At 59.8% G+C, this 18,815-nt stretch carries 12 protein-coding genes and 1 pseudogene; 3 read left to right on the top strand and 10 right to left on the bottom strand.

Annotated features, from left to right (window positions below; all coding sequences use genetic code 11):
• Positions 1–53: 53 nt before the first annotated feature.
• The 3 genes from nifK to nifH form a co-directional block, all read right to left on the bottom strand.
• Positions 54–1,595, bottom strand: coding sequence for a nitrogenase molybdenum-iron protein subunit beta (nifK, locus tag AC0L24_RS29415; protein WP_473564618.1), 1,542 nt, complete (start codon positions 1,593–1,595; stop codon positions 54–56).
• A gap of 133 nt (positions 1,596–1,728) precedes the next feature.
• Entirely contained in the window at positions 1,729–3,231 is a 1,503-nt protein-coding gene (gene nifD / locus AC0L24_RS29410) for a nitrogenase molybdenum-iron protein alpha chain (RefSeq protein ID WP_473564617.1), read from the bottom strand.
• Between the two features lie 92 nt (positions 3,232–3,323).
• On the bottom strand, positions 3,324–4,217 hold the full coding sequence (gene nifH / locus AC0L24_RS29405; RefSeq protein WP_404926324.1) for a nitrogenase iron protein: 894 nt from the start codon (positions 4,215–4,217) through the stop codon (positions 3,324–3,326).
• 624 nt (positions 4,218–4,841) lie between these two features.
• Here nifH and AC0L24_RS29400 point away from each other — a divergent pair.
• Positions 4,842–6,059 (top strand): MFS transporter, encoded by a 1,218-nt coding sequence (locus tag AC0L24_RS29400; RefSeq protein ID WP_473564652.1) that lies wholly within the window; start codon positions 4,842–4,844, stop codon positions 6,057–6,059.
• A 982-nt stretch (positions 6,060–7,041) separates the two neighbouring features.
• On the opposite strand, the gene AC0L24_RS29395 is transcribed toward AC0L24_RS29400, so the two are convergent.
• Positions 7,042–8,196 (bottom strand): DUF418 domain-containing protein, encoded by a 1,155-nt coding sequence (locus AC0L24_RS29395; protein ID WP_473564616.1) that lies wholly within the window; start codon positions 8,194–8,196, stop codon positions 7,042–7,044.
• Between the two features lie 471 nt (positions 8,197–8,667).
• On the bottom strand, positions 8,668–10,011 hold the full coding sequence (locus AC0L24_RS29390; RefSeq protein WP_473564615.1) for an AAA family ATPase: 1,344 nt from the start codon (positions 10,009–10,011) through the stop codon (positions 8,668–8,670).
• An 855-nt stretch (positions 10,012–10,866) separates the two neighbouring features.
• On the opposite strand from AC0L24_RS29390, the gene AC0L24_RS29385 reads away from it, so the two are divergent.
• Positions 10,867–11,400 carry a redoxin family protein gene (locus tag AC0L24_RS29385; RefSeq protein WP_473457759.1) on the top strand — a complete coding sequence of 178 codons (534 nt, stop codon included), beginning with the start codon at positions 10,867–10,869 and terminating at the stop codon, positions 11,398–11,400.
• A 179-nt stretch (positions 11,401–11,579) separates the two neighbouring features.
• Complete coding sequence (gene rpoN / locus AC0L24_RS29380; protein WP_473564613.1) at positions 11,580–12,989, top strand: RNA polymerase factor sigma-54; 1,410 nt, start codon at positions 11,580–11,582, stop codon at positions 12,987–12,989.
• Here rpoN and AC0L24_RS29375 read toward each other — a convergent pair.
• The 5 genes and pseudogenes from AC0L24_RS29375 to AC0L24_RS29355 all read right to left on the bottom strand — a co-directional run bounded on the left by AC0L24_RS29375 (position 12,968) and on the right by AC0L24_RS29355 (position 18,798).
• Positions 12,968–13,609 (bottom strand): nitrogen fixation protein NifQ, encoded by a 642-nt coding sequence (locus tag AC0L24_RS29375; protein ID WP_473564612.1) that lies wholly within the window; start codon positions 13,607–13,609, stop codon positions 12,968–12,970. The genes rpoN and AC0L24_RS29375 overlap by 22 nt on opposite strands.
• A gap of 403 nt (positions 13,610–14,012) precedes the next feature.
• Positions 14,013–14,582, bottom strand: a complete 570-nt coding sequence (locus AC0L24_RS29370; protein WP_473564651.1) for a nuclear transport factor 2 family protein — start codon at positions 14,580–14,582, stop codon at positions 14,013–14,015.
• Positions 14,583–14,708: 126 nt separating this feature from the next.
• Positions 14,709–14,933 (bottom strand): annotated as a pseudogene (locus AC0L24_RS29365) (ferredoxin); the annotation flags it as partial.
• Complete coding sequence (locus AC0L24_RS29360; RefSeq protein WP_473564611.1) at positions 14,924–16,141, bottom strand: cytochrome P450; 1,218 nt, start codon at positions 16,139–16,141, stop codon at positions 14,924–14,926. The gene AC0L24_RS29360 and the pseudogene AC0L24_RS29365, both read right to left, overlap by 10 nt.
• 1,595 nt (positions 16,142–17,736) lie before the next feature.
• Entirely contained in the window at positions 17,737–18,798 is a 1,062-nt protein-coding gene (locus AC0L24_RS29355; RefSeq protein WP_473564610.1) for a hemin-degrading factor, read from the bottom strand.
• Positions 18,799–18,815: the final 17 nt, after the last annotated feature.

The raw sequence follows: 18,815 nt of genomic DNA, 5'->3' as shown, positions 1-18,815 counted from the left end.
CGCAAAGCCAATTCGGCAATGAACCGCCTGGGCGAAAAGCCGGTCCGTGTCTTCTAGCGGGTGAGGTCATAGGAATAGTCCGTCACGCCCGTCTGGCTCGTCTCGCGATCGAGCTTGTCGAAGATCTTGTCGAGGATCGCGGTCAGCACGCGCAATCCGCCCTGGTAGCCCATGAGCGCAAAGCGATGATGATGGTGCCGGTCGAAGATCGGAAACGTCAGCCGGATCAGCGGCGTGCCGGTGTCGCGCTCCAGATACTTGCCATAGGAATTGCCGATCAGCAGGTCCACTGGCTCGGTGAAGAGCAGCGACCGCATAGCCCAGAGGTCCTTGCCCGCCCAGACCTGAGCGTCCTTGCCGAAGGGCGAGGATGCAAGCAGTTCCTTCAACTCGGATTCCCACGTCGAGGTGCCGTTGGTGGCGAGGCAATGTGTCGGCTCGCCGCCCGTTTCCATGACGAATCGGGCCATGGCGTACACGAAGTCCGGGTCGCCGTAGATCGCGTATTTCTTGCCGTGCAGCCAGGACTGGCTATCCGCCATGGCATCAATCAGTCGGCCGCGCTCCAGCCGGATTGCCTCGGGGATTTCCTTGCCGGAAAGCGCCGAGACCTTCATCAGCAATTCGTCCGTCGCCTGGACGCCGAGCGGATAATGGAAGGAAGCCGTGGCCTGCCCAACTTGCCCACAATAGTCCAGCGTTTTTCGCGTGTTGTAGTGCTGCAGCGAAAGCGTTGCCTCGGCGTCGAGTGCCCCCCTCACCTCTTCGATCTTCGTGCCGCCATCGTACATGCGGTATTCTCCGTCCGACGGCGTGTCGAACTGGTCAGACGCGTCCTGGATGAAGGTGTAGGACACACCCATCATATCGAGCAGACGTTTGAGTTCCCGGTTGTTGCCAACGCAGAATCCATCGAAGCCCGGAATGACGTTGATGCTCCCCTTGGTTTCCGTGCGCTGCTGGCCTTTCCAGAAGTGCTCCAGAATACCCTTGAGCATGCCGTCATAGCCGTCGACATGGCTACCGACGAAGGCTGGCGTGTGGGCAAAAGGCACGTCAAAGTCGCGCGGGACCGAGTTTTCGTCTTTGGCGTTCTGGATGAAGCTGTGCAGGTCGTCGCCTATGACCTCGGCCATACATGTCGTCGACACTGCGATCATCTTGGGGTCGTAAAGCTGGTATGTGTTGGCGAGCCCGTCGACCAGGTTCTTCAGGCCGCCGAACACTGCCGCGTCCTCTGTCATCGAGGAGGAAACCGCCGAAGCAGGTTCCTTGAAATGGCGTGACAGGTGCGAGCGGTAATAGGCCACGCAGCCCTGGCTGCCGTGGACGAAGGACATGGTCCGCTCGAAGCCCGCTGCCGCGAATACGGCACCAAGCGGCTGGCAGGCCTTGGCGGGATTGATCACAAGCGCTTCCCGGGCGAGGTTCTTTTCGCGGTATTCCCAGGTCTTGGTGAATTCGCCTTGATCGGTAACGACCTGATCCGGGTGCGGACATTCGAAATTCAGCTTCTTCTCGGCGAGCATTTGCCTGTATTCCGGCTCGCGGAACAGGGGAGCGTGGTCGAGAATCTTTTCGGCCGACTGCGGCATTGGTATTCCTCTTTTTAATCTGGCCGCGCCATTCCGCAGCTCAGATAGTCGAGACGTTTCCGGTAGTCCCGAGGCTCACAAGCTCGCGGGGTTTCATGGTCTATCTGGGGAGACCGGGCCAAGGACTGGGCGTCTATTCGGCAGCTATCGCCCGCCCACTGGGCGGGCGTTCTTTCCAAGGAGCGTGGTAGAGATCCCAGACCGGATTGTTGATGGCAAGATCCACGTCACGTGCGAAAATGGCAAAGCCGTCATAGCCGTGATAGGGTCCCGAATAGTCCCAGGAGTGCATCTGACGGAACGGAATGCCCATCTTCTGCACCGGGTATTTTTCCTTGATGCCGGAGCCCACGAGGTTGGGGCGAACTCCCTCGATGAATTTCTCCAACTCGTAACCGGTAACGTCGTCGTAGATCAGCGTGCCGTTCTTTACGTAATGAGCGGTGCGCTGATAATCATCATTGTGGCCGAACTCGTAGCCGGTGCCGACGATGACCATGCCGAGGTCCTCGTAGGCTGTGATGACGTGGCGTGGGCGCAGGCCACCGACGTAGAGCATGACGGTATTGCCTTCGAGACGCGGCCGGTACTTGGAGATCACAGCGTCGACGAGCGGCCTGTACTTGGCGATCACCTTCTCGGTTTTGTCCTCGATTTCCGGCCCGAAATGCTTGGCTATGTTGCGCAGGGAGGTTTCGATCTGGGACGGTCCGAAGAAATTGTATTCCATCCAGGCGACGCCATACTTTTCCTCCATATGCCGGCAGATGTAGTTCATTGAGCGGTAGCAGTGGATGAGATTGAGCTTGGCCTTTGGCGCGCGTTCAATCTCGGCCAGTGTTGCGTCGCCCGACCAGTTGCCGACCACGCGCAATCCTATCTCCTCAAGCAAGATGCGCGAGGCCCAGGCATCGCCGCCAATATTGTAGTCGCCGATCACGTTGACGTCGTAAGCACCGCCCTCGAAGTCGACTTCCTTCTTGTCGAAGACCCAGTCGCGGATCGCGTCATTGGCGATGTGGTGGCCGAGTGATTGCGAGACGCCGCGGAAGCCCTCGCAGCGCACCGGCACGATAGTTTTTTCGTACTCCTTGGCCTTCTTGCGAGAAACTGCCTCAGTGTCATCACCAATGAGACCGATCGGGCATTCGGATTGCACGGTGATGCCGTTGTTCAGCGGAAACAGCACCTCGATCTCGTCGATGATCTGTTCCAGTTTCTTGTCACCGCCGAAGACAATGTCTTTCTCCTGAAAATCGGAGGTGAACTGCATTGTCCCGAATGTGTCGATCCCCGTTGTGCCCACATAGTAATTGCGGCGCTGTGACCAGGAATATTGGCCGCAGCCGACGGGGCCGTGCGAGATATGGACCATATCCTTGACTGGGCCCCAGACCACGCCCTTTGAGCCGGCATAGGCGCAGCCACGGATTGTCATCACCCCGGGGATGGACTTGATGTTCGATTTGACGTCGCATTCGGAAAGGATCTCACTTTCCCCGCCAGCCTCATCCCCGCTCTTTGCGATGCTCAGGTGTTTTTTGCGGCGCTTCGCCGCCTTGTCGGGATATTGCGATAGCACCTCCTCGATAAGCTTCGCATGGAGAGCACCATCATTCTCATATTCCAGGCTCATGGGACCCCTTTCAAGGTGTCTGATGACGCCTCACCGATGAGGCGTCGTTCTTGGCAAGGCGCCCCAACTCGAGAGGCGACCAATATCGGTCGTTACTGGGCGGCCGTCTTGGCCGCTTCCTTGGCCTGCAGCTCGGCAAGCATCTGCTCGTCGGTTTTCATGATGCCGAAGTCGAGCAGCATGTCCTCGAGCTCCTCCATGGTGATCGGCGTCGGGATGGTGCCCTGGCCAGAATTGGCATGGATCTTCTCGGCCAGCGCGCGGTACTCTCCGGCCTGCTTGGAATCCGGCGCATACTGGATAACTGACATCTTCCTGAGCTCGGCGTGCTGGACGATGTTGTCGCGCGGCACGAAATGGATGAGCTTGGAATTGAGCCTGGAAGCCAAGGCTTCAGCGAGGTCGAGCTCACGGTCGGTTTGACGTTCGTTGCAGATCAGGCCGCCGAGCCGCACGCCACCCGAATGCGCATATTTCAGGATGCCCTTGGCGATGTTGTTGGCGGCATAAAGCGCCATCATCTCCCCGGACATGACGATGTAGATTTCCTGCGCCTTGCCCTCGCGGATCGGCATCGCGAAACCGCCGCAAACCACGTCGCCCAGCACGTCGTAGGAGACATAGTCGACATCGTCATAGGCGCCGTTTTCCTCGAGGAAGTTGATCGATGTTATGACGCCTCGGCCGGCGCAGCCAACGCCCGGCTCCGGGCCGCCGGACTCCACGCATTTGATTCCTCTGTAGCCAATCTTGAGCACGTCCTGCAGCTCGAGATCTTCCACCGAACCTTCCTGTGCCGCCAGATGCAGGACAGTATCCTGAGCCTTCGAGTTCAGGATCAGGCGGGTGGAGTCGGCTTTAGGGTCGCAGCCGACGATGAGGATTCTCTGGCCGAGGTCGACCAGGGCGGCGAGCGTGTTTTGGGAGGTGGTGGACTTGCCGATGCCGCCCTTTCCGTAAAAGGCGATCTGACGCAGACCTGACATTATAGATTTCCTTCCTTCGTTCCATCCGTCGCGGCTGGCCGCAATATGAATGCCGATGGGCAGCTCTTGCCGCCTCAGACCGAACGGGTCTCAAGACTCGTGCCAAGTTGACTGGTTGATAACCAACAGGGATTTTTTCGTTTGTTGGCCGCGAGTTAGCCTGAGCACAAACAAGTGTTTGCTGCCAGACAAGTGATCGTCGGAACAAGCGCTGTAGCGGACCCGACAATGCCCGACACAAGGCGTCAGCTTCGAGACCGATACCGAAAGAACTTGGGCCTTCGAGCCAGAGCCGACCTTTGGCCTGCGTACAGGCGGCGGTAAATGATCGGCTTGCGCGCCTCCCGTCGCGGGTCATCAGACGTGCGTGCTGGCAGCTGATTGCGCATGGCTGTTCGAGACTGACCCGCGAAGTCGGCATGGAACATGCGTGATGCTACGACTCCGACGATCACATCCTCCTCCGGCTCGAAGAACCCGGCACTGATATTGCACGCGGCTGTCACAACATGTCAGGCAGCGATGAACATTCCCTGCGTGCGGGGCCGGCAACAACGTGCTCCTGAATGCCGGTCAATGCAGCCAACCCATGTTGCCGTTGCACCCAAGCTGGCGAGCTTCTTCATGACCAAATCCGCGACAGGCTTCATGGAGACTTTTCTGCACGGCCCAGAAAAGCCGGATCGACGGTCTCGTCCCGCTTGGGGCGCGGTCATATCGCTTGGCCTGGGGACCTTCGGGCTTGTGGCGGCTGAGCTTTTGCCTGCCAGCGTGCTGACGCCGCTCGCGCATGATCTGCATATCACAGAGGGTGCGGCTGGACAGACGATGACAGCGACTGCGATTGCCGCGGCGATTTCGGCGCCGACGATCGCCTTTATAACAAAGCGCCTCGACCGCAGAGTCGTCCTGTGGGCCATGATGCTGCTTCAGATCCTGTCCAACCTTCTGGCAGGGGTCGCGTGGTCGCTGCCGGCTTTCCTGGCGGCACGCGTGGTGCTCGGCATTGCGCTTGGAGGCTTCTGGTCGATTTCGGCATCGCTGGCGATGCGACTGGTTCCAAATCACCTCCTGCCGCGCGCACTATCAATCATCCTCACCGGCGTCTCGGTCGCTATCGTTTGCGCGCCTCCAATCGGCGCCTATGTCGGCGACATCTGGGGATGGCGAGCCACCTTCATGATCGCCGCAGCCGTCAATGCCGTTACATTGCTGGTGCAACTCGTAACCCTTCCGACGTTGCCCCCGGTTGAAATGGCTGGATTCCGCGGCCTGCTGCATGTGGTCAAGAAGCCAACCATCAAGGTCGCGCTTTTGGTGGTGCTGCTGGTGGCTTCTGGGCACTTCGCCAGCTTCACCTATGTCCGGGCTTATCTCGAGATGATTCCCGCGCTCCATATCGAGACGATCTCGCTGCTGTTGCTCGTTTCGGGGGTATGCGGATTCTTCGGGAATTTAGCCGGCGCGTTCCTGGCCAAACACAGCCTCAAGGCGGTCGCGGCGCTGCCGCCGCTGCTCATGGCGATAGCCGCTGTCTCGTTGCTGATGCCTGGAGCATCGGCCTTCACCTCGGCCATTGCGGTTGCTGTATGGAGTTTTGGCTTCGGTGCGGTGCCGGTGGGGGTACAGACTTGGATGGTGCTGCGCGCCGTTCCCGAGCAGGCCGAAAGCGCCGGTGTGCTGATGACCTCAACCTTCCAAATTGCCATCGCGGCCGGCGCGATCTTCGGCGGACTGCTTGTGAATAATGCGGGCGTCGCCAGTGTGTTCGCCTACAGCGCGGTTGCCACCTTCCTTGCCGCCCTCACAGTGTTCTTATTCGGCCCGAAACCTAACCTCTGACGGGGCAGGCCCACAGCTCAGCGCTTGCGATGCAGCCGCACCAGCCGCGCGGCGCGATCCTGCCCCACACCTTGTCGGTCATCTCGCCTAGGCCACATGGATCGCGGGCTACTGCCGAGGGGGCTTTGACCACTACCGGGCGCCTCGCCGGCCATAGCCGTTCGCGGCTCCGGGCAGTGCATCAGCGTTCGCCCGGGCGGAGTTGGCCAGGTTACGCAGCCCGCGCGAGCGCGGTCGCGCTTTGCAGCGGGGGGCGACCGGGCGCCGTTCTTGAGGTGCCGACCCTCCAGGTCTCGATTTGGAACTCCGCGCGAAACGCCGGACCCTCCGTAGGTCGACTTGTGCGCGCCACCATCGTACGAAACCGCCGCTGAGAGAACAGCATTCCCGGCAGCACACCTGCATGACCCTAATGTCAATTCCAACCCACACGATAGGCTGCGCGAATGCCGGCCAAAGAGAAGGCGCACGCAGAATGTCGCTCGCCAGAGGAATTTACCAAGCGTCAACTCACTGTCAGCTCGTTAATCCTCTCTTTGAGAGCGACCTGACCAGCTTGCTGTCGACGGCAAGCGAATGCGATGTACGGAATCGGTAGCCCATCATCAACGAGCTCTGCCAGGCCAGGGACACGGTATGGTCAACCGACAGCGACAGCTTTGGCAAGCACCTGCGCATGCCGCCGCCTCATCGCAATGCGACTTCGCTTCAGCGCCGGAACGGCGTTTTGCTGGTTTCGCAACCTCCGATCGTGGAGTTCGACAGCGCTTCGTTCATCCGAAACTAAGGACCTTCTGCGGCGGTGGTTAAACACATCGCGCACAATGCCGCCAGGATACTTGGTGTTTGTGCCCTCAAAAGCTGCGCGCAGGGCAACAGTTGCAAGGCTCGGCAGTAGGACCCCACGATGGTACCGAGCAGGCGCGCTATTCTGTTATCAGCTATATCGGTCCATCGGTCAGGTAACTTCCTTTGGCGAGCGTCACTGTCGATCCAAAACTCGGGCTAGCGGACGCCGCGTCGCTCGATCTGCGATCCAACCCATCAGCGCTTCCATCGGTCCTCGCGGGAATAAGCGCAGCCAAAGCACCGCGAAAGCGCTTACAACCACGATGAAGCCAAACAACGCGGACAGCGAGTGAGCTCTTCCAAGCATAAATATTCCCAGAATGTGCAGAAGATAGGCCGTCAGAGGCATCGAACCGACCGCGATTATTGGCGAGACCAGCTTTCGCACGAACGGGAGCGCATCCATAGCAAGCGAGCAAGCCGCCACGATGATCATTGCGCAACCGGCGCTGCCAAAAATCCAAAACGTCGTCTCACTATGAGGCGAGGCAATCCATAGCCAACTCGCTGTGAGCTCGTCCACATCCAGCATCCACCAGTGGTGAGGACTCACGTCAAGTTCTTTCAAATTTGCCAGCTCTGCGCTTACGCCAGGCATCAAATGCAGCGCAAGCCAGGATCCTCCGAAGCCCAACACGGCCAGCGCGACTCCGGCTATACCAAGGCGCAAATGCATTGCGCGCGTGCGAAGGTCAAAGCGCGCAATGGCCATGCCGGCGATCAGCAAAGGAACCCAGGTCAAGGCGGGATAAGTGCCGCTGACCAGGAGGGTGAACACCTCGGGGTCTGAGCTCCCGGAGCCAAGCATTTTGAGAAGGAGGAAACGCACCTGCGGGAGAACCAATGCTGTCACCGCCGCGAGCAACCCGAGCCGCTGTGCGCTGAGCCGATATAGCGGCAGGACCAACAGGAAGCAGACGCCGTAGTATGCCAGAATGACCGCGACAGGCGCGTTGACATAGGTGAGGATTTCGCCAAGGGCGAGCAGGATAAGGGCGCGGATTGCAACCTTGGCAATGGCCTGTCTACCGGCTAGCGTCGATTTCCGCGGGTTGCGGCCGGTAATCAGGATGAGCGAAAACCCGGTTATTACGGCAAACAGGACGGACGAGCGCCCAAAGGCGAAGTCCATCACACTCCCGACCACTCCTTCGCGGTCTAGGGGACCCACATGGACGGCATACATGCCGAAGACTGCCAAACCGCGAGCAAGGTCGATGCCGACCAGCCGAGCTGCAGCCCACCCGTCTCGTGACCCGCTCCCGAAGATGCGGTGCGGTATTGCCATATTGGAATTCCTTCGTTGGTTGCGTCCATCGCGGGACGATAGGATGGCCGTCGGCTGCTGCCGTGGTCTTGCCCCAGGGCGCAAAGCTCGTGCCAAATCCGTCAGATCGAGGTATAGCCTGCGGCAATCACAGACTTAGGCCCCCGAGACTGTGGCGCGGACCTGACAATTCCGACACCTGTGTCGCGGAGCCGACGTGTTGGACGGATGGCCGGCCCGGGGGCTCACTGAACAGGCTGCGAGAGGCGCAGCGACAGCGGATTATCCGACCAGCATGCCGCGCGGGCCCCAGTGATCGCGGCCAGCTTCAGCCCGGTGGTAAACCACACGATCGCTCAGGTGGCCTGGCAGGGGCATGAGCGCCCGAAGAGGCCGGACTTATGCGGCATCTTCCGCGCCGTGCAAGAGCTCAGCTTTGAAAACCAGCGCAGCAGAACACCAGCTGCAGCAGCCACTCTCATCTTCTGCTCTTTACCCCGTTGAGGTTTTCTCGCCGAGGCCGACAAGCCGCCTCTTGAGACGGCTCGACAAAGTTTCGGTGTCGCCGAAGACCATCTCCACATCCTCGCGCGAGACGACATCCCCGCCATCCCGAGCCAGGCTCCGTTGAGCCAGACGGCGGACCATTTCCTTGATATAGGCCGCGCTGCTGTTTTCCGACCGTGCGACGACATCCGCAAGCGCTCCGTCTTGGAAGACGAGCGCACGACCATACAGCGTGATCAGCCGCTCGCGGCAGCCGGCGTCGGGAAGCGGGATCTCAATTGCTTCGTCCACCCGGCCTGGGCGCGAGGCGAGCGCGTCCTCAATGTCGTCCGGCCGATTCGTCGTAAGGAGGAAGAGGATATCTGCATTTGAGCCAAGACCATCCATTTCGTTCAACAGACGGTTGAGCAGTCGTTCAGCGTTCGGGCTAGATACGTTTTCTCGCGACCGACCCACCAAGTCGACGTCCTCCAGTACGACGATGCTCGGCTGAAGCGTGCGGGCCAACGCTATGTAGAACCCAATCGCCGCTGTCTGCTCAGCCGTAACCAGAATAGTAGTGCGTCCGGGCAGGTTGGCAGAAACATAGCGGATGACGTGCGTCTTGCCTGTACCAGGGGGACCATAAAGCAGAATACCCTTTTGCGCGTGCTGGCCGAGGCGCTTCAACCCCTCTCGGTGTCGATCATGGTCGAAGATGTTGGCATCAAGACGCGCCATAGTTGCTTCCGAAAGCACCACGTCGTCCCGGGGTACGGCAGGTAGGCGATGAACCCGCATCGCTCCCCGCATCCCCCAGTTGCGTGCATCGTATTCAAAAGAGAGAACCTTGCTGCGGTAGTATTGCGAGCTTTCGCCTGCCGCCTGGATTTTGCTAAGAAATCCGCGCGAGAAGGCACATGCCTGCTCGCCAGGCAGATAAGCGATTTCCACTTGAACCGTTCGGCCGCCCCAGCGGTCAAAAAACTGCGACAGGAGGACCGCTACAGGCTCTTCGCCGATAAGGAATAGCCACAGGCCATTGTGCAGTGCCGCGTAGGGCACGTCTTCGCCGATATCCATGTCCTGATATTGCAAGGGTGTCACCGCAATGACGGCTCCACCCTCGCGAATGACCATGTCGGACAGCTTCATGGCATCGGACTGGTGCCGCTGGTGGACGCCGATGAGCTTGGGAGACAAGGGCGCAATCTGCTCTTCAATGACAGTTTGAACGTCCGGCAGCAAATGGGCAGCAAATTTTCGGCGCGAGCTGGCGAGACCTGTCAAATCATCGGTTTTGAAATGGCGAATTAGTGCTTGCCAGACATAGCAATCGATATCGGTCACAGCAGAATCCTTTGCGAGTTGAGGTGAGCGGAAGCTCTGCATCGAGCGCCGTTAGAGTCGGCTAGGCTCTCCTCGCATTCGCGGCCATCCCACCGACAAGATCATTGAAGCAAGTTGCGTGCCCGTGGCACTCCGTTGCATTCTGCCGGTTCGCGCTAATCAGCGGCACTTGTTCCTGACGTTTGGGTCGGCCTTGCGACAATTCTGGTCCAGTTTCCGACACAAGAAGGTTTCGATGGACGCCTACTGCGTTGGAAAGCAAACCGCGCAATGACCGTGACCGAGCCGAATTCGATCTTCATCGACTCTGGACCATGGCAATACCGAAGAGAGGCCGCCATGAACTGCTGCCACAGGCCTGCGTTCGCGTCAGTCATGCCTCTGCGAACACGGCTACGCGCACACCGTGCCCCTTCGCTGCGGTGATGCCCGCGGCCGCGCCGTGCGCATGTGCTTGCGGTCTATGGTGCATCGTTTGCCAGCCTGCGGAAGCTCAAGCGCTACACACCTGACCTCGAAACTTTGGTGCAGAAGCAGCTTCGTTGCAAATGGCATGCCTCTTGCTGCTCGTGCTCGGAGCCCATTGAACACGATGAAAGCCGATACCGAACCATGGCTGGCACGCCAAGCTCTAAACGATCGACAAAGACGGCGGCGGTTGTCCTCGCTGAGCACTGGGCATCGCCCGGTTTGGAGATCCGAGCATCTGGAGCCGGGCCGTTCCCCATACATCCGACGGGGGAAAGAGTGGGAAGCCGCGTAGGCATCGTCTCGCACCTCGGCAGCACCCCAGCGCGGCAATCCGCCAGCCTCAGTAAAATCCAGTGCGCCAGTTTCTTCAAAAGGAGCAAGTTGATGACCGGTCAGAAGAAGGTCCCTTTCGTCACGTTTCTCACGCGTGTTCGCGATGATTCGGTCCAGGGGCCAAATCCATATCGTTGGGAAGAAAAAACATCCGACGACTACTTTGCCGGCAAGCGTGTCATCCTGTTCTCGCTCCCTGGCGCTTTCACCCCGACATGCTCGACCTACCAGCTGCCCAATTTCGAAGATCTCTACGAGGATTTCAAGAAACAAGGGGTCGACGCGGTCTACTGCCTCTCGGTCAACGATGCCTTTGTCATGAATGCATGGGGAAAGTCCTTGGGGCTGCAGAAGGTCGAACTTATTCCGGATGGGTCTGGCGAGTTCACGCGCAAAATGGGCATGCTGGTGGCCAAGGACAATCTGGGCTTCGGAATGCGCTCCTGGCGCTACGCGGCTCTGCTCAACAATGGCGTGGTGGAGCAGTGGTTCGAGGAGGAAGGTTTCTCCGATAACTGCGAGACCGACCCCTATGGCGTCTCATCCCCGCAGAACGTCCTTCAATCGTTGAAGGACGCGGCGTGACCTGGTGCAGATCGACCATGCGCAACTGCGTTTTTGGGCGACGCTTGGGACAAAGGGCGAGGTCCTGAAGCCCGCGGCCCGTGAGGTCGTTCAAACGTGACGCGGCTTTGCAGCGTCGACCTGTGAGAGATCCAATTAGCCACGGCCAAGAGCTTCTTTGACAGGAACACCGAACCGACATGAAATCGTCCTTCAGCCTCCTTCAGAAACAGTCTCTCGCAGCATCGCCTCAACTCATCGAGTCGATTCGCCTGCTGCAACTGACGCATGCCGAACTGCATCAGTTCGTGGACCAGGAGCTTGAGAAGAATCCGCTGCTGGAGCATGCGCCAAAAGACGAAGGGCTGTCTGGCGAGGTTGAGGGACCGACCTGGGCAGGGTCCCCGGACCTGCCCAGGCAAGGGAAGTCCCAGCCAAACGCGACAAACGCCACGCCGGGCGAACGTCCTGCCTACGAGGAGTTTGTCGCCCTAGCCGAAACGTTGCACGACCATGTCGCTCGTCAGATCTCCCTCACCGCCTTCACACCGCATGAGCGGCTGATAGCTCATCAGCTCGCCGGTCATCTGGATGACACTGGCTATCTTCGGGTAAGTCCTTCCGACCTGGCCGAGACCCTAAACGTCGGGCTGGCTCAAGTGGAACGGGTGCTGGGCGTCTTGCAGCGCCTCGATCCTCCGGGAATCTTCGCAAGATCGCTCGGCGAATGTCTCGAGATACAGTTGCGCGAGAAAAACCGCTTCGACCCGGCGATGGCGGTTTTGGTTGCCAACCTTGAGCTGCTTGCGCGACGCGATTTTCAGGCATTGAAGCAGCGCTGCGGCGTCGATGAAGAAGATCTCCTCGACATGCTGCAGGAAATCCGCGCGCTTGACCCCAAGCCTGGAAACACATTCCAGTCTGGAACGCCGGAGTGCGTGATACCGGACGTATGGGTGCTGCGCTCGCCCGGAGGTGGATGGCAGATCGAACTTGATCCGAACACGCTGCCCAAGGTGCTGATCAACCAAAGCTATGTAGCGGAGGTTTCCTGCCGAGCCGCCAAAAAATCGAAGGACATGACATTTCTCAATGAATGCTTGCAAAACGCGAACTGGTTGATCCGCAGCCTGGATCAGCGCGCCAAGACGATCCTTAAGGTCGCCACGGAAATCGTGCGCCAGCAGGATGCTTTTCTGGAATATGGCGTTGCCCACCTGCGGCCGCTCAATCTCAGGACGGTCGCTGAGGCGATCAACATGCACGAGTCGACTGTCAGCCGGGTTACGTCGAACAAGTACATGGTTACCCCACGCGGTGTGTTCGAGCTCAAATATTTCTTCACTGTCGCGATCGCCTCCTGCGAAGGCGGTGACGCGCACTCCGCTGAAGCTGTCCGCCATCGGATCAGAGCGATGGTCGCCGAAGAATCGCTTGATAACATGCTCTCTGACGACGACATCGCTGACCGGCTCAAGGAATGCGGCATAGATCTCGCTCGCCGCACGGTCGCCAAATATCGCGAGGCGATGAACATCCCCTCCTCCATACAGCGGCGCCGGGAAAAGCGCTTGTGGCGCGACGGCGATCAAGGCCTCAAGGCCTCGTGACCAAGCGTGGCCCCTAGATCAAAGGTGATGCGTTCTCCGCGTTCGTGCTCCTCCGGGCCGAAGCAACTGTCGAAATCGCTGCATTCCCGGCAATTGGGCGCAGGACATAGCGAGAACCCTTCGGCCTCACAGAGTTTGCGGTAAAAGTACTTCTTCCATTTCATGTTTCGTGTGTTGCCGGCCGCGAGCATCGGAAAATGCGTGGCAAGCAGGCGATTGAGCTCGGCCCGATTGAGAAGACCAAGATCTTGCCACAGGTGGTCATCGTGCATGGCACGCCGGGCAACGATCTTGGCGAAGCGCGCGCTCGCCGGGTCGCTCGGCCGGGCATGCGCCAGGAGCAGGCCGCGCAGAAGTTCTTCCTCCATGCCCGTCTCAGGATCGCTGACGTCTTCCAAGGCTAAGGTTGCCAGTGCGGTTGCGGAAAAACCCCGAGGCAGGACCTGGCGCAGCTCGGCGAGGGACAGGCCTGTCGACTCCGTCGCAGTCGCTTCGCCAGCCTCGACCTCCTTGAGCGCACACGAGAGAACGCAGGCAAGAACATGCTCGTCGAACCCCCTCTCGGGCTCGATGGCGGGACATTGGCCGGCGCCGACACATGCGTCTTTCTGGGCGGACATGGTCCCGTTCTCCTGGTTTGTTTTCGCGATGCAGCGGCCCTGCCGAGAGCGCATGGGTCCGACTACGGGCACGCGCCGGCGCGGGCTCAACGCCAATACAGCTGACCAAGTTGGCCTTCGAAGTCACCGCGCTAGACATGACCCATAGCGTTGTTGATGGGGATGATCCGGTCTCCCCAGTTCGGGTCTGGCATCATTGTCCCTGGTCGAAGTCTCCCAACTCGGTCCGTAGCGCGATTAGACCAGTTCAAGATCGATGAGCGGCTCTGCCAAGCTCCAGCAAATCGAAACCACCGGCGTCCTCGGTGCGCTCACGGTTTCAGACCGGGGCGTTGCCGCTCTCACGCCGGGGTTCCTGCCGGCCCATCCCTGCCTTGCAGGTGTCGCGGTGGCGTTGGAAGGCTCACAGTCCGTAGTCATATTGATGCGGTTCAGAGGTTGTGAAGGCATCGTCATGAGAAGCAATGCGACGCTTGCCCAGCGCATAGACCGGATCGTGCGGATACGGTGCTCCAATCGGCTGTCGCGTGCCGAAGCGTTCTGCCTCCAGGACCAAGGTTGGGATCTGCTCCTCCAGCCAGTCATAGACAACGGTCCGTTCGGCAATCCGCCACTCCCCTTCCCGCTTTTGAAACAGATCGCAGTAGCGCCCGCATAAAAAGATCTGACGCACTTCTCCGCCTTTGTCCGGTCCGCGTTGCAGCGCGGTGAAATAGCTCTCGACCGTGGCCTCCGCCGCGTCAATGAATTCGATCAGGACGTTCGTGATCTGATGGATGTTGCGCGGTCCGGTCTTGAAGACATCGAGCGCATACCGAATGAAGCCCTCGGCCGAGCCGCGATACGCCCCGTGGCTGTCATGCGCGTCCGGCCAGTAGGCGCTGCGCAGCACCGCCTCATCGGCGCGGTCTGTCCCGCGGCAATACCGAAAGAGGCAGTCGCGGATCGCCTCGCGGTCGAGCAGTTCGATGATTCTTGCTTGGCCAGACGGGTCTGTCGCAGATTCGGCGGTTCCGACGTGTCCCGGGACCTCTGTCTTCGGTTCGAGGGGGGCCTCCGAAACCATTCGCGCAGCGGGGGGATCGTCGATTTCCAGCGCAAGTTCGGGGCAGGATCGCACCCCATCCGACGCAAGCACTTGCTCCCCGTCCGGAACCTCGATGTCACCGGGCAGGATGTAACCTGCGTCGTCCAGCTTGAAGACTGCCGGCGCTCGCGCCGAACATTGCGCATGACCCTGACATCTGGCTTGGTGAACGATGATGCGCAAGGCGACCTCCAACGTCTGTGCTCCCGGCTCAGGCCGGGCTAGGTTTAGCCCCACTCCAGGATCAGATTTTCAATCCCGAACAGTTGGCCGCCATGGGTGATGGGTGCTGTTCCCTCCTTGATCCGAAAGGGCGGCAGGCGCGCCAGCCACTCCTCCAGGCCAATGACAATTTCCCGCCGGGCGAGATGTGAGCCAAGGCAACGGTGGGGACCATAGCCAAAGGCGGCGTGGCGGATGCCTTCTCGCGCCAGATCGACGGTGTTGGGGTCTTCGAATTCCGCCGGGTCACGATTTGCGATCATGGTGGCACAGGAAACAAAGTCCCCCTTGCGGATCGGCGCGCCTTCGAAGTCGATATCTCTTCGTGCCACGCGGATCAGATGGACGGTCGGAAAGGCGCGCAGCAGTTCTTCGGCTGCGCGCACGATCCGGTCCGGTTCTTTTCGGAGCAATTCCTGATCTTCCAGGTTTCGCGCGAGATAGGCCAAGTCAAAGCCTATGGCTGTAGCGACCGTGTCGAGCCCCGCCACCAAAACGAGCACGCCAATGCCACGGACCTCCTGGTCTGTCAGCCCGCGGCCCTCGACCTGCGCGTGCACAATGAAGCTCATGAAATCGTCGACGGGCTTTTTGCGGCGCATCGCCGCCAGCTCGTCTATGAACGCTACAATCGTCCGAGCCGCCGCCGGCCTTCTCACATCATCGCCGTGGAGCAGATCTCTCGCCCAGGCAACAAACGTCTCAAGACGGTGCTCCGGCAGTCCGATGAAGCGAAGGAAGATGCTGACCGCGAAAGGAAAGGCGAAATCCTTCATGGCATCGCAGCTTGTGCCCGACGAGGCGATCCTCGTGATAAGCGCTATCGCTCGCTCGCGGATGGCGGGCTCCAGTTCCGTTACACGCTTCGGCGAAAAGAGCGGATTGAGCAATGAGCGAAAGACTGCATGGGAAGGGGGATCGAGTTCGAGCGGGATCGTCGGCCAGTCTTCGCCCAGTGCGGATGCGAAAACGTTGCGATGACTGGAAAAGTTTTCGGTCTCCTGCAGCACCCGGCGCTGATCTGCGGCGCGAGTGATGACCCAAGCACCCTCCCCGGTACGCGTGTTCCAGGGCGAATAAAAGATTCGCGGTCCGGCATGCACGCAAGCGATTGCTGCGTGCGGGTCGCCGTTGGGCGCCGGAGCCATGCCTGGCGACGAAAAGAGGCTGAAGTCGCCTACCATTTCCGGCGGGACATGATCTGGAACCGGGTGGGTCGCCATTTGGTTCTCCTGAGTTCAGGCGTTTACGCTCGGTTGAGATCGCAAGGCTGTTCGCCACCGCTGGGCACAATGCACCGCCGACACGCCTCCGATGACCAAATCGAGCAAGTTGCGTGCCGAGCAAGCGCACCATCGGCACCCCGCTCATTCTGCGTTGCGGCGGTCCGTATGGGGCTAACATTTGGCGGGCATCAGACATTCTTGTCCGTTCCAGACACGACAGGATGGCGCATGAAGATCGAACGGGGAGCCTAGTGGACCGAGGCCGAGTATCGATCGAGGTTACCTGCCACTCCGGACGCATCTCGGCGGCAGAAAAGCCGCTCGCCGCGCGCCCTCCACAAGCGCCGTAGCGAGCGAGCGGCTTTGCGTCGTCGTCGACACTTGCTCGATAACTCGGATCGCTGAGACCAATCCGAGGGAGGCTCGAGGACCGACCTGAGACGCACATTGCTGGCTGAGGTCAAATCAATAGGGCAGCCCCGTCAGGCTCGCGACGCTATTTCCCAGCTACAGCGGTCAGCCGCGCGGCTAGAAAAGCAAGCCGTTCTGATTTCTATCACCCCGTTGCTAACGCCGCAGACGCGGGACATCTGCACCGAAGCCGGCATTAATTTTCTGGATTTCGAGGGAAATTGCGCCTGGCTTTTGACGGGATCTTTGTCGAACGCATCATGTCAGCAAGCCCATATTTGGTGAATGCCGTCTACAGAATTTCATTATGATGCCGGCTTTCAGCATTTGCTGAAAATGCGTACAGCAGTGAAATACTAGGCGGAGGGGCGCAGTTTGGATGAGGAACTGCCTGCCCGCCGGAAGGCGATGATCTCGATCGCGAACGCGTCAGGTAGGAGCTCCGCGTGAATGCGCCCGCAAGCTCCGATAACCAGTCTCTGTCAAAAACGGTTCACCCAATTCAACGGCATTGGCGCTGAAATTCATCCACCGGCTGTAACGCGCCCGATACCGAACATGCCCTCCATATCGATGCGAACGCGCATCTAACCGGGGGGAATGCGAACGACCCAGACGCTCATACCAAGTACCATGTGTAACGCCCCGTGTGTGGCACTCGGGCCGGCCTAAGCCCAATTTTGCTTGGCCGGAGGCGAAAGAAGACCTATGTCGGGCCGTGCATAAGCATCCGGACGCTAGACTAGCTGTTCGAGCTCGGCATCAGCCGCCTAGGCCCCTGATGCTGATGGAAATTCGAGGATGCCTTTGAGGAGGCCTCCTCTGGAAATTTGACGCAGCCGCCAATCGACTTCACCTGGACCAAATTCCTGCCGCCGCTGCCGTACATGGCGGGCACCCGGAAAATTGATTGACACACACCGCCGGCGGCCAGCGGACGCGTTGTGCCTGCATTGAGCAGCTTTACCGCGGGGTTCGGGTTGGGGCTCACCGCAACGGCAGCGATTCTCGCCAAACGCGGAAACGCTCGAGGGAATGGAGCTTGTGACTGGAGGCGATCCGCGGCGGCCCCAAATCGCAGCTGTGCCCTGGTTGGGGTTCGCGGCACAGCGATGGTCGGAAGTCCAAAGTGGCGGCCTGCACACCGCGCGAGAACGGAAATCAAGACGAATCGTTGTTGATCAAGCAGCGGTCGAACGGGGAATGCGCGGGAGGTCCTCGGCTAGTAACCGCCAGTCGTCGCGCTCGGGTGCGCCTTCCTCGCGCATCCCAAAGAACTGGATGATCATCTTGCCGTCAGCGCCATAAGCTTCAAGTGACGTGAGATGGCCATCCCGGGTCGGCTTGCGCACGGCCCAAACCTCGCGGATGTGGTGGGTCCTGAGATGCAGGCGGAAGGTCTTGTCGAGCACATTGATCCATGGCCCGATCTGCTTGATCGTCTTGATTGGGCCGGAATGGATCTGGATGCAGCCACGATTGCCGACGAAGCACATGATGGGCATCTCGTCTTCGGCCGCACGATGGAACATGGAGCCAAGCGCAGCATGGTCGAGCAGCCACGCGTAGTCTTCGCCGACCATGCGCACCGCCTGGCGGCGGCTAAGGTTGAGCGCCTTCAGCATGCCAAAGAACTGGTGTACGTCGGTCAGCTGACTCCAGTGCTCGCGCAGGTCATCGACCGTAGCGGCTTGGTTCGGAATCTTTGCGTCGTTTTCGGCCGACCTCGTTTCAACCGAGATGATCGGCTCCTGGTTGGAGGATTGGAGCTCGTCTATCAGTTTTCGATAGGCATGGACGCTTGAGGACGGTCTCAGATATACCTTGTGCACTGCCTCGCCTGCCGCATCGAAGAACAGCAGCCCGCGGCGGATTTCCTCCGCTTCGCGTGTCTCCACGGCAAAGCCATGCGTCCACACCTTCGGAAAGATGCGCAAATCAATGTCATTGCCGAGCACCATGGCGCGATGGTTGCCGGTGAACACCTTGTCGTAGACGCCTATCTTTTCATGCATGGCACTGTCATTGCGGGTCAGCGCCATCACCTCGCCGACGGCCTCGAGGCCGGTAAGCACATCATTGACGCGCGGCTCGATACGCAGCGCGCCAAAGCCGCAATGTGCCGCGTAGAGCTCCGCTTCCGAAATGCCCAGTTTGGCGGCGAGATCGCGGCCGCGGATGGTGGGACAGTCTTCGCGTGCACGCCGGATTGCCTCCGGCGAAAGTTCCTCGCGCTGGTGCATGTTTTAACCCCTCCGTT

The sequence above is a fragment of the Mesorhizobium sp. WSM4809 genome, assembly GCF_055811655.1.
The sequence above is the reverse complement of the archived record's forward strand: the minus strand, read 5'-3'. Positions and strand labels throughout refer to the sequence as shown.

Bases quoted from the DNA above. Each gene is read 5' to 3' on its own strand.
- nifH (WP_404926324.1), bottom strand. From the start codon at position 4,217: ATGTCAGGTCTGCGTCAGATCGCCTTTTACGGAAAGGGCGGCATCGGC.
- AC0L24_RS29375 (WP_473564612.1), bottom strand. From the start codon at position 13,609: ATGTCCGCCCAGAAAGACGCATGTGTCGGCGCCGGCCAATGTCCCGCC.
- AC0L24_RS29355 (WP_473564610.1), bottom strand. From the start codon at position 18,798: ATGCACCAGCGCGAGGAACTTTCGCCGGAGGCAATCCGGCGTGCACGC.
- AC0L24_RS29385 (WP_473457759.1), top strand. From the start codon at position 10,867: ATGACCGGTCAGAAGAAGGTCCCTTTCGTCACGTTTCTCACGCGTGTT.
- nifK (WP_473564618.1), bottom strand. From the start codon at position 1,595: ATGCCGCAGTCGGCCGAAAAGATTCTCGACCACGCTCCCCTGTTCCGC.
- AC0L24_RS29395 (WP_473564616.1), bottom strand. From the start codon at position 8,196: ATGGCAATACCGCACCGCATCTTCGGGAGCGGGTCACGAGACGGGTGG.
- AC0L24_RS29360 (WP_473564611.1), bottom strand. From the start codon at position 16,141: ATGGCGACCCACCCGGTTCCAGATCATGTCCCGCCGGAAATGGTAGGC.
- nifD (WP_473564617.1), bottom strand. From the start codon at position 3,231: ATGAGCCTGGAATATGAGAATGATGGTGCTCTCCATGCGAAGCTTATC.
- AC0L24_RS29400 (WP_473564652.1), top strand. From the start codon at position 4,842: ATGACCAAATCCGCGACAGGCTTCATGGAGACTTTTCTGCACGGCCCA.
- rpoN (WP_473564613.1), top strand. From the start codon at position 11,580: ATGAAATCGTCCTTCAGCCTCCTTCAGAAACAGTCTCTCGCAGCATCG.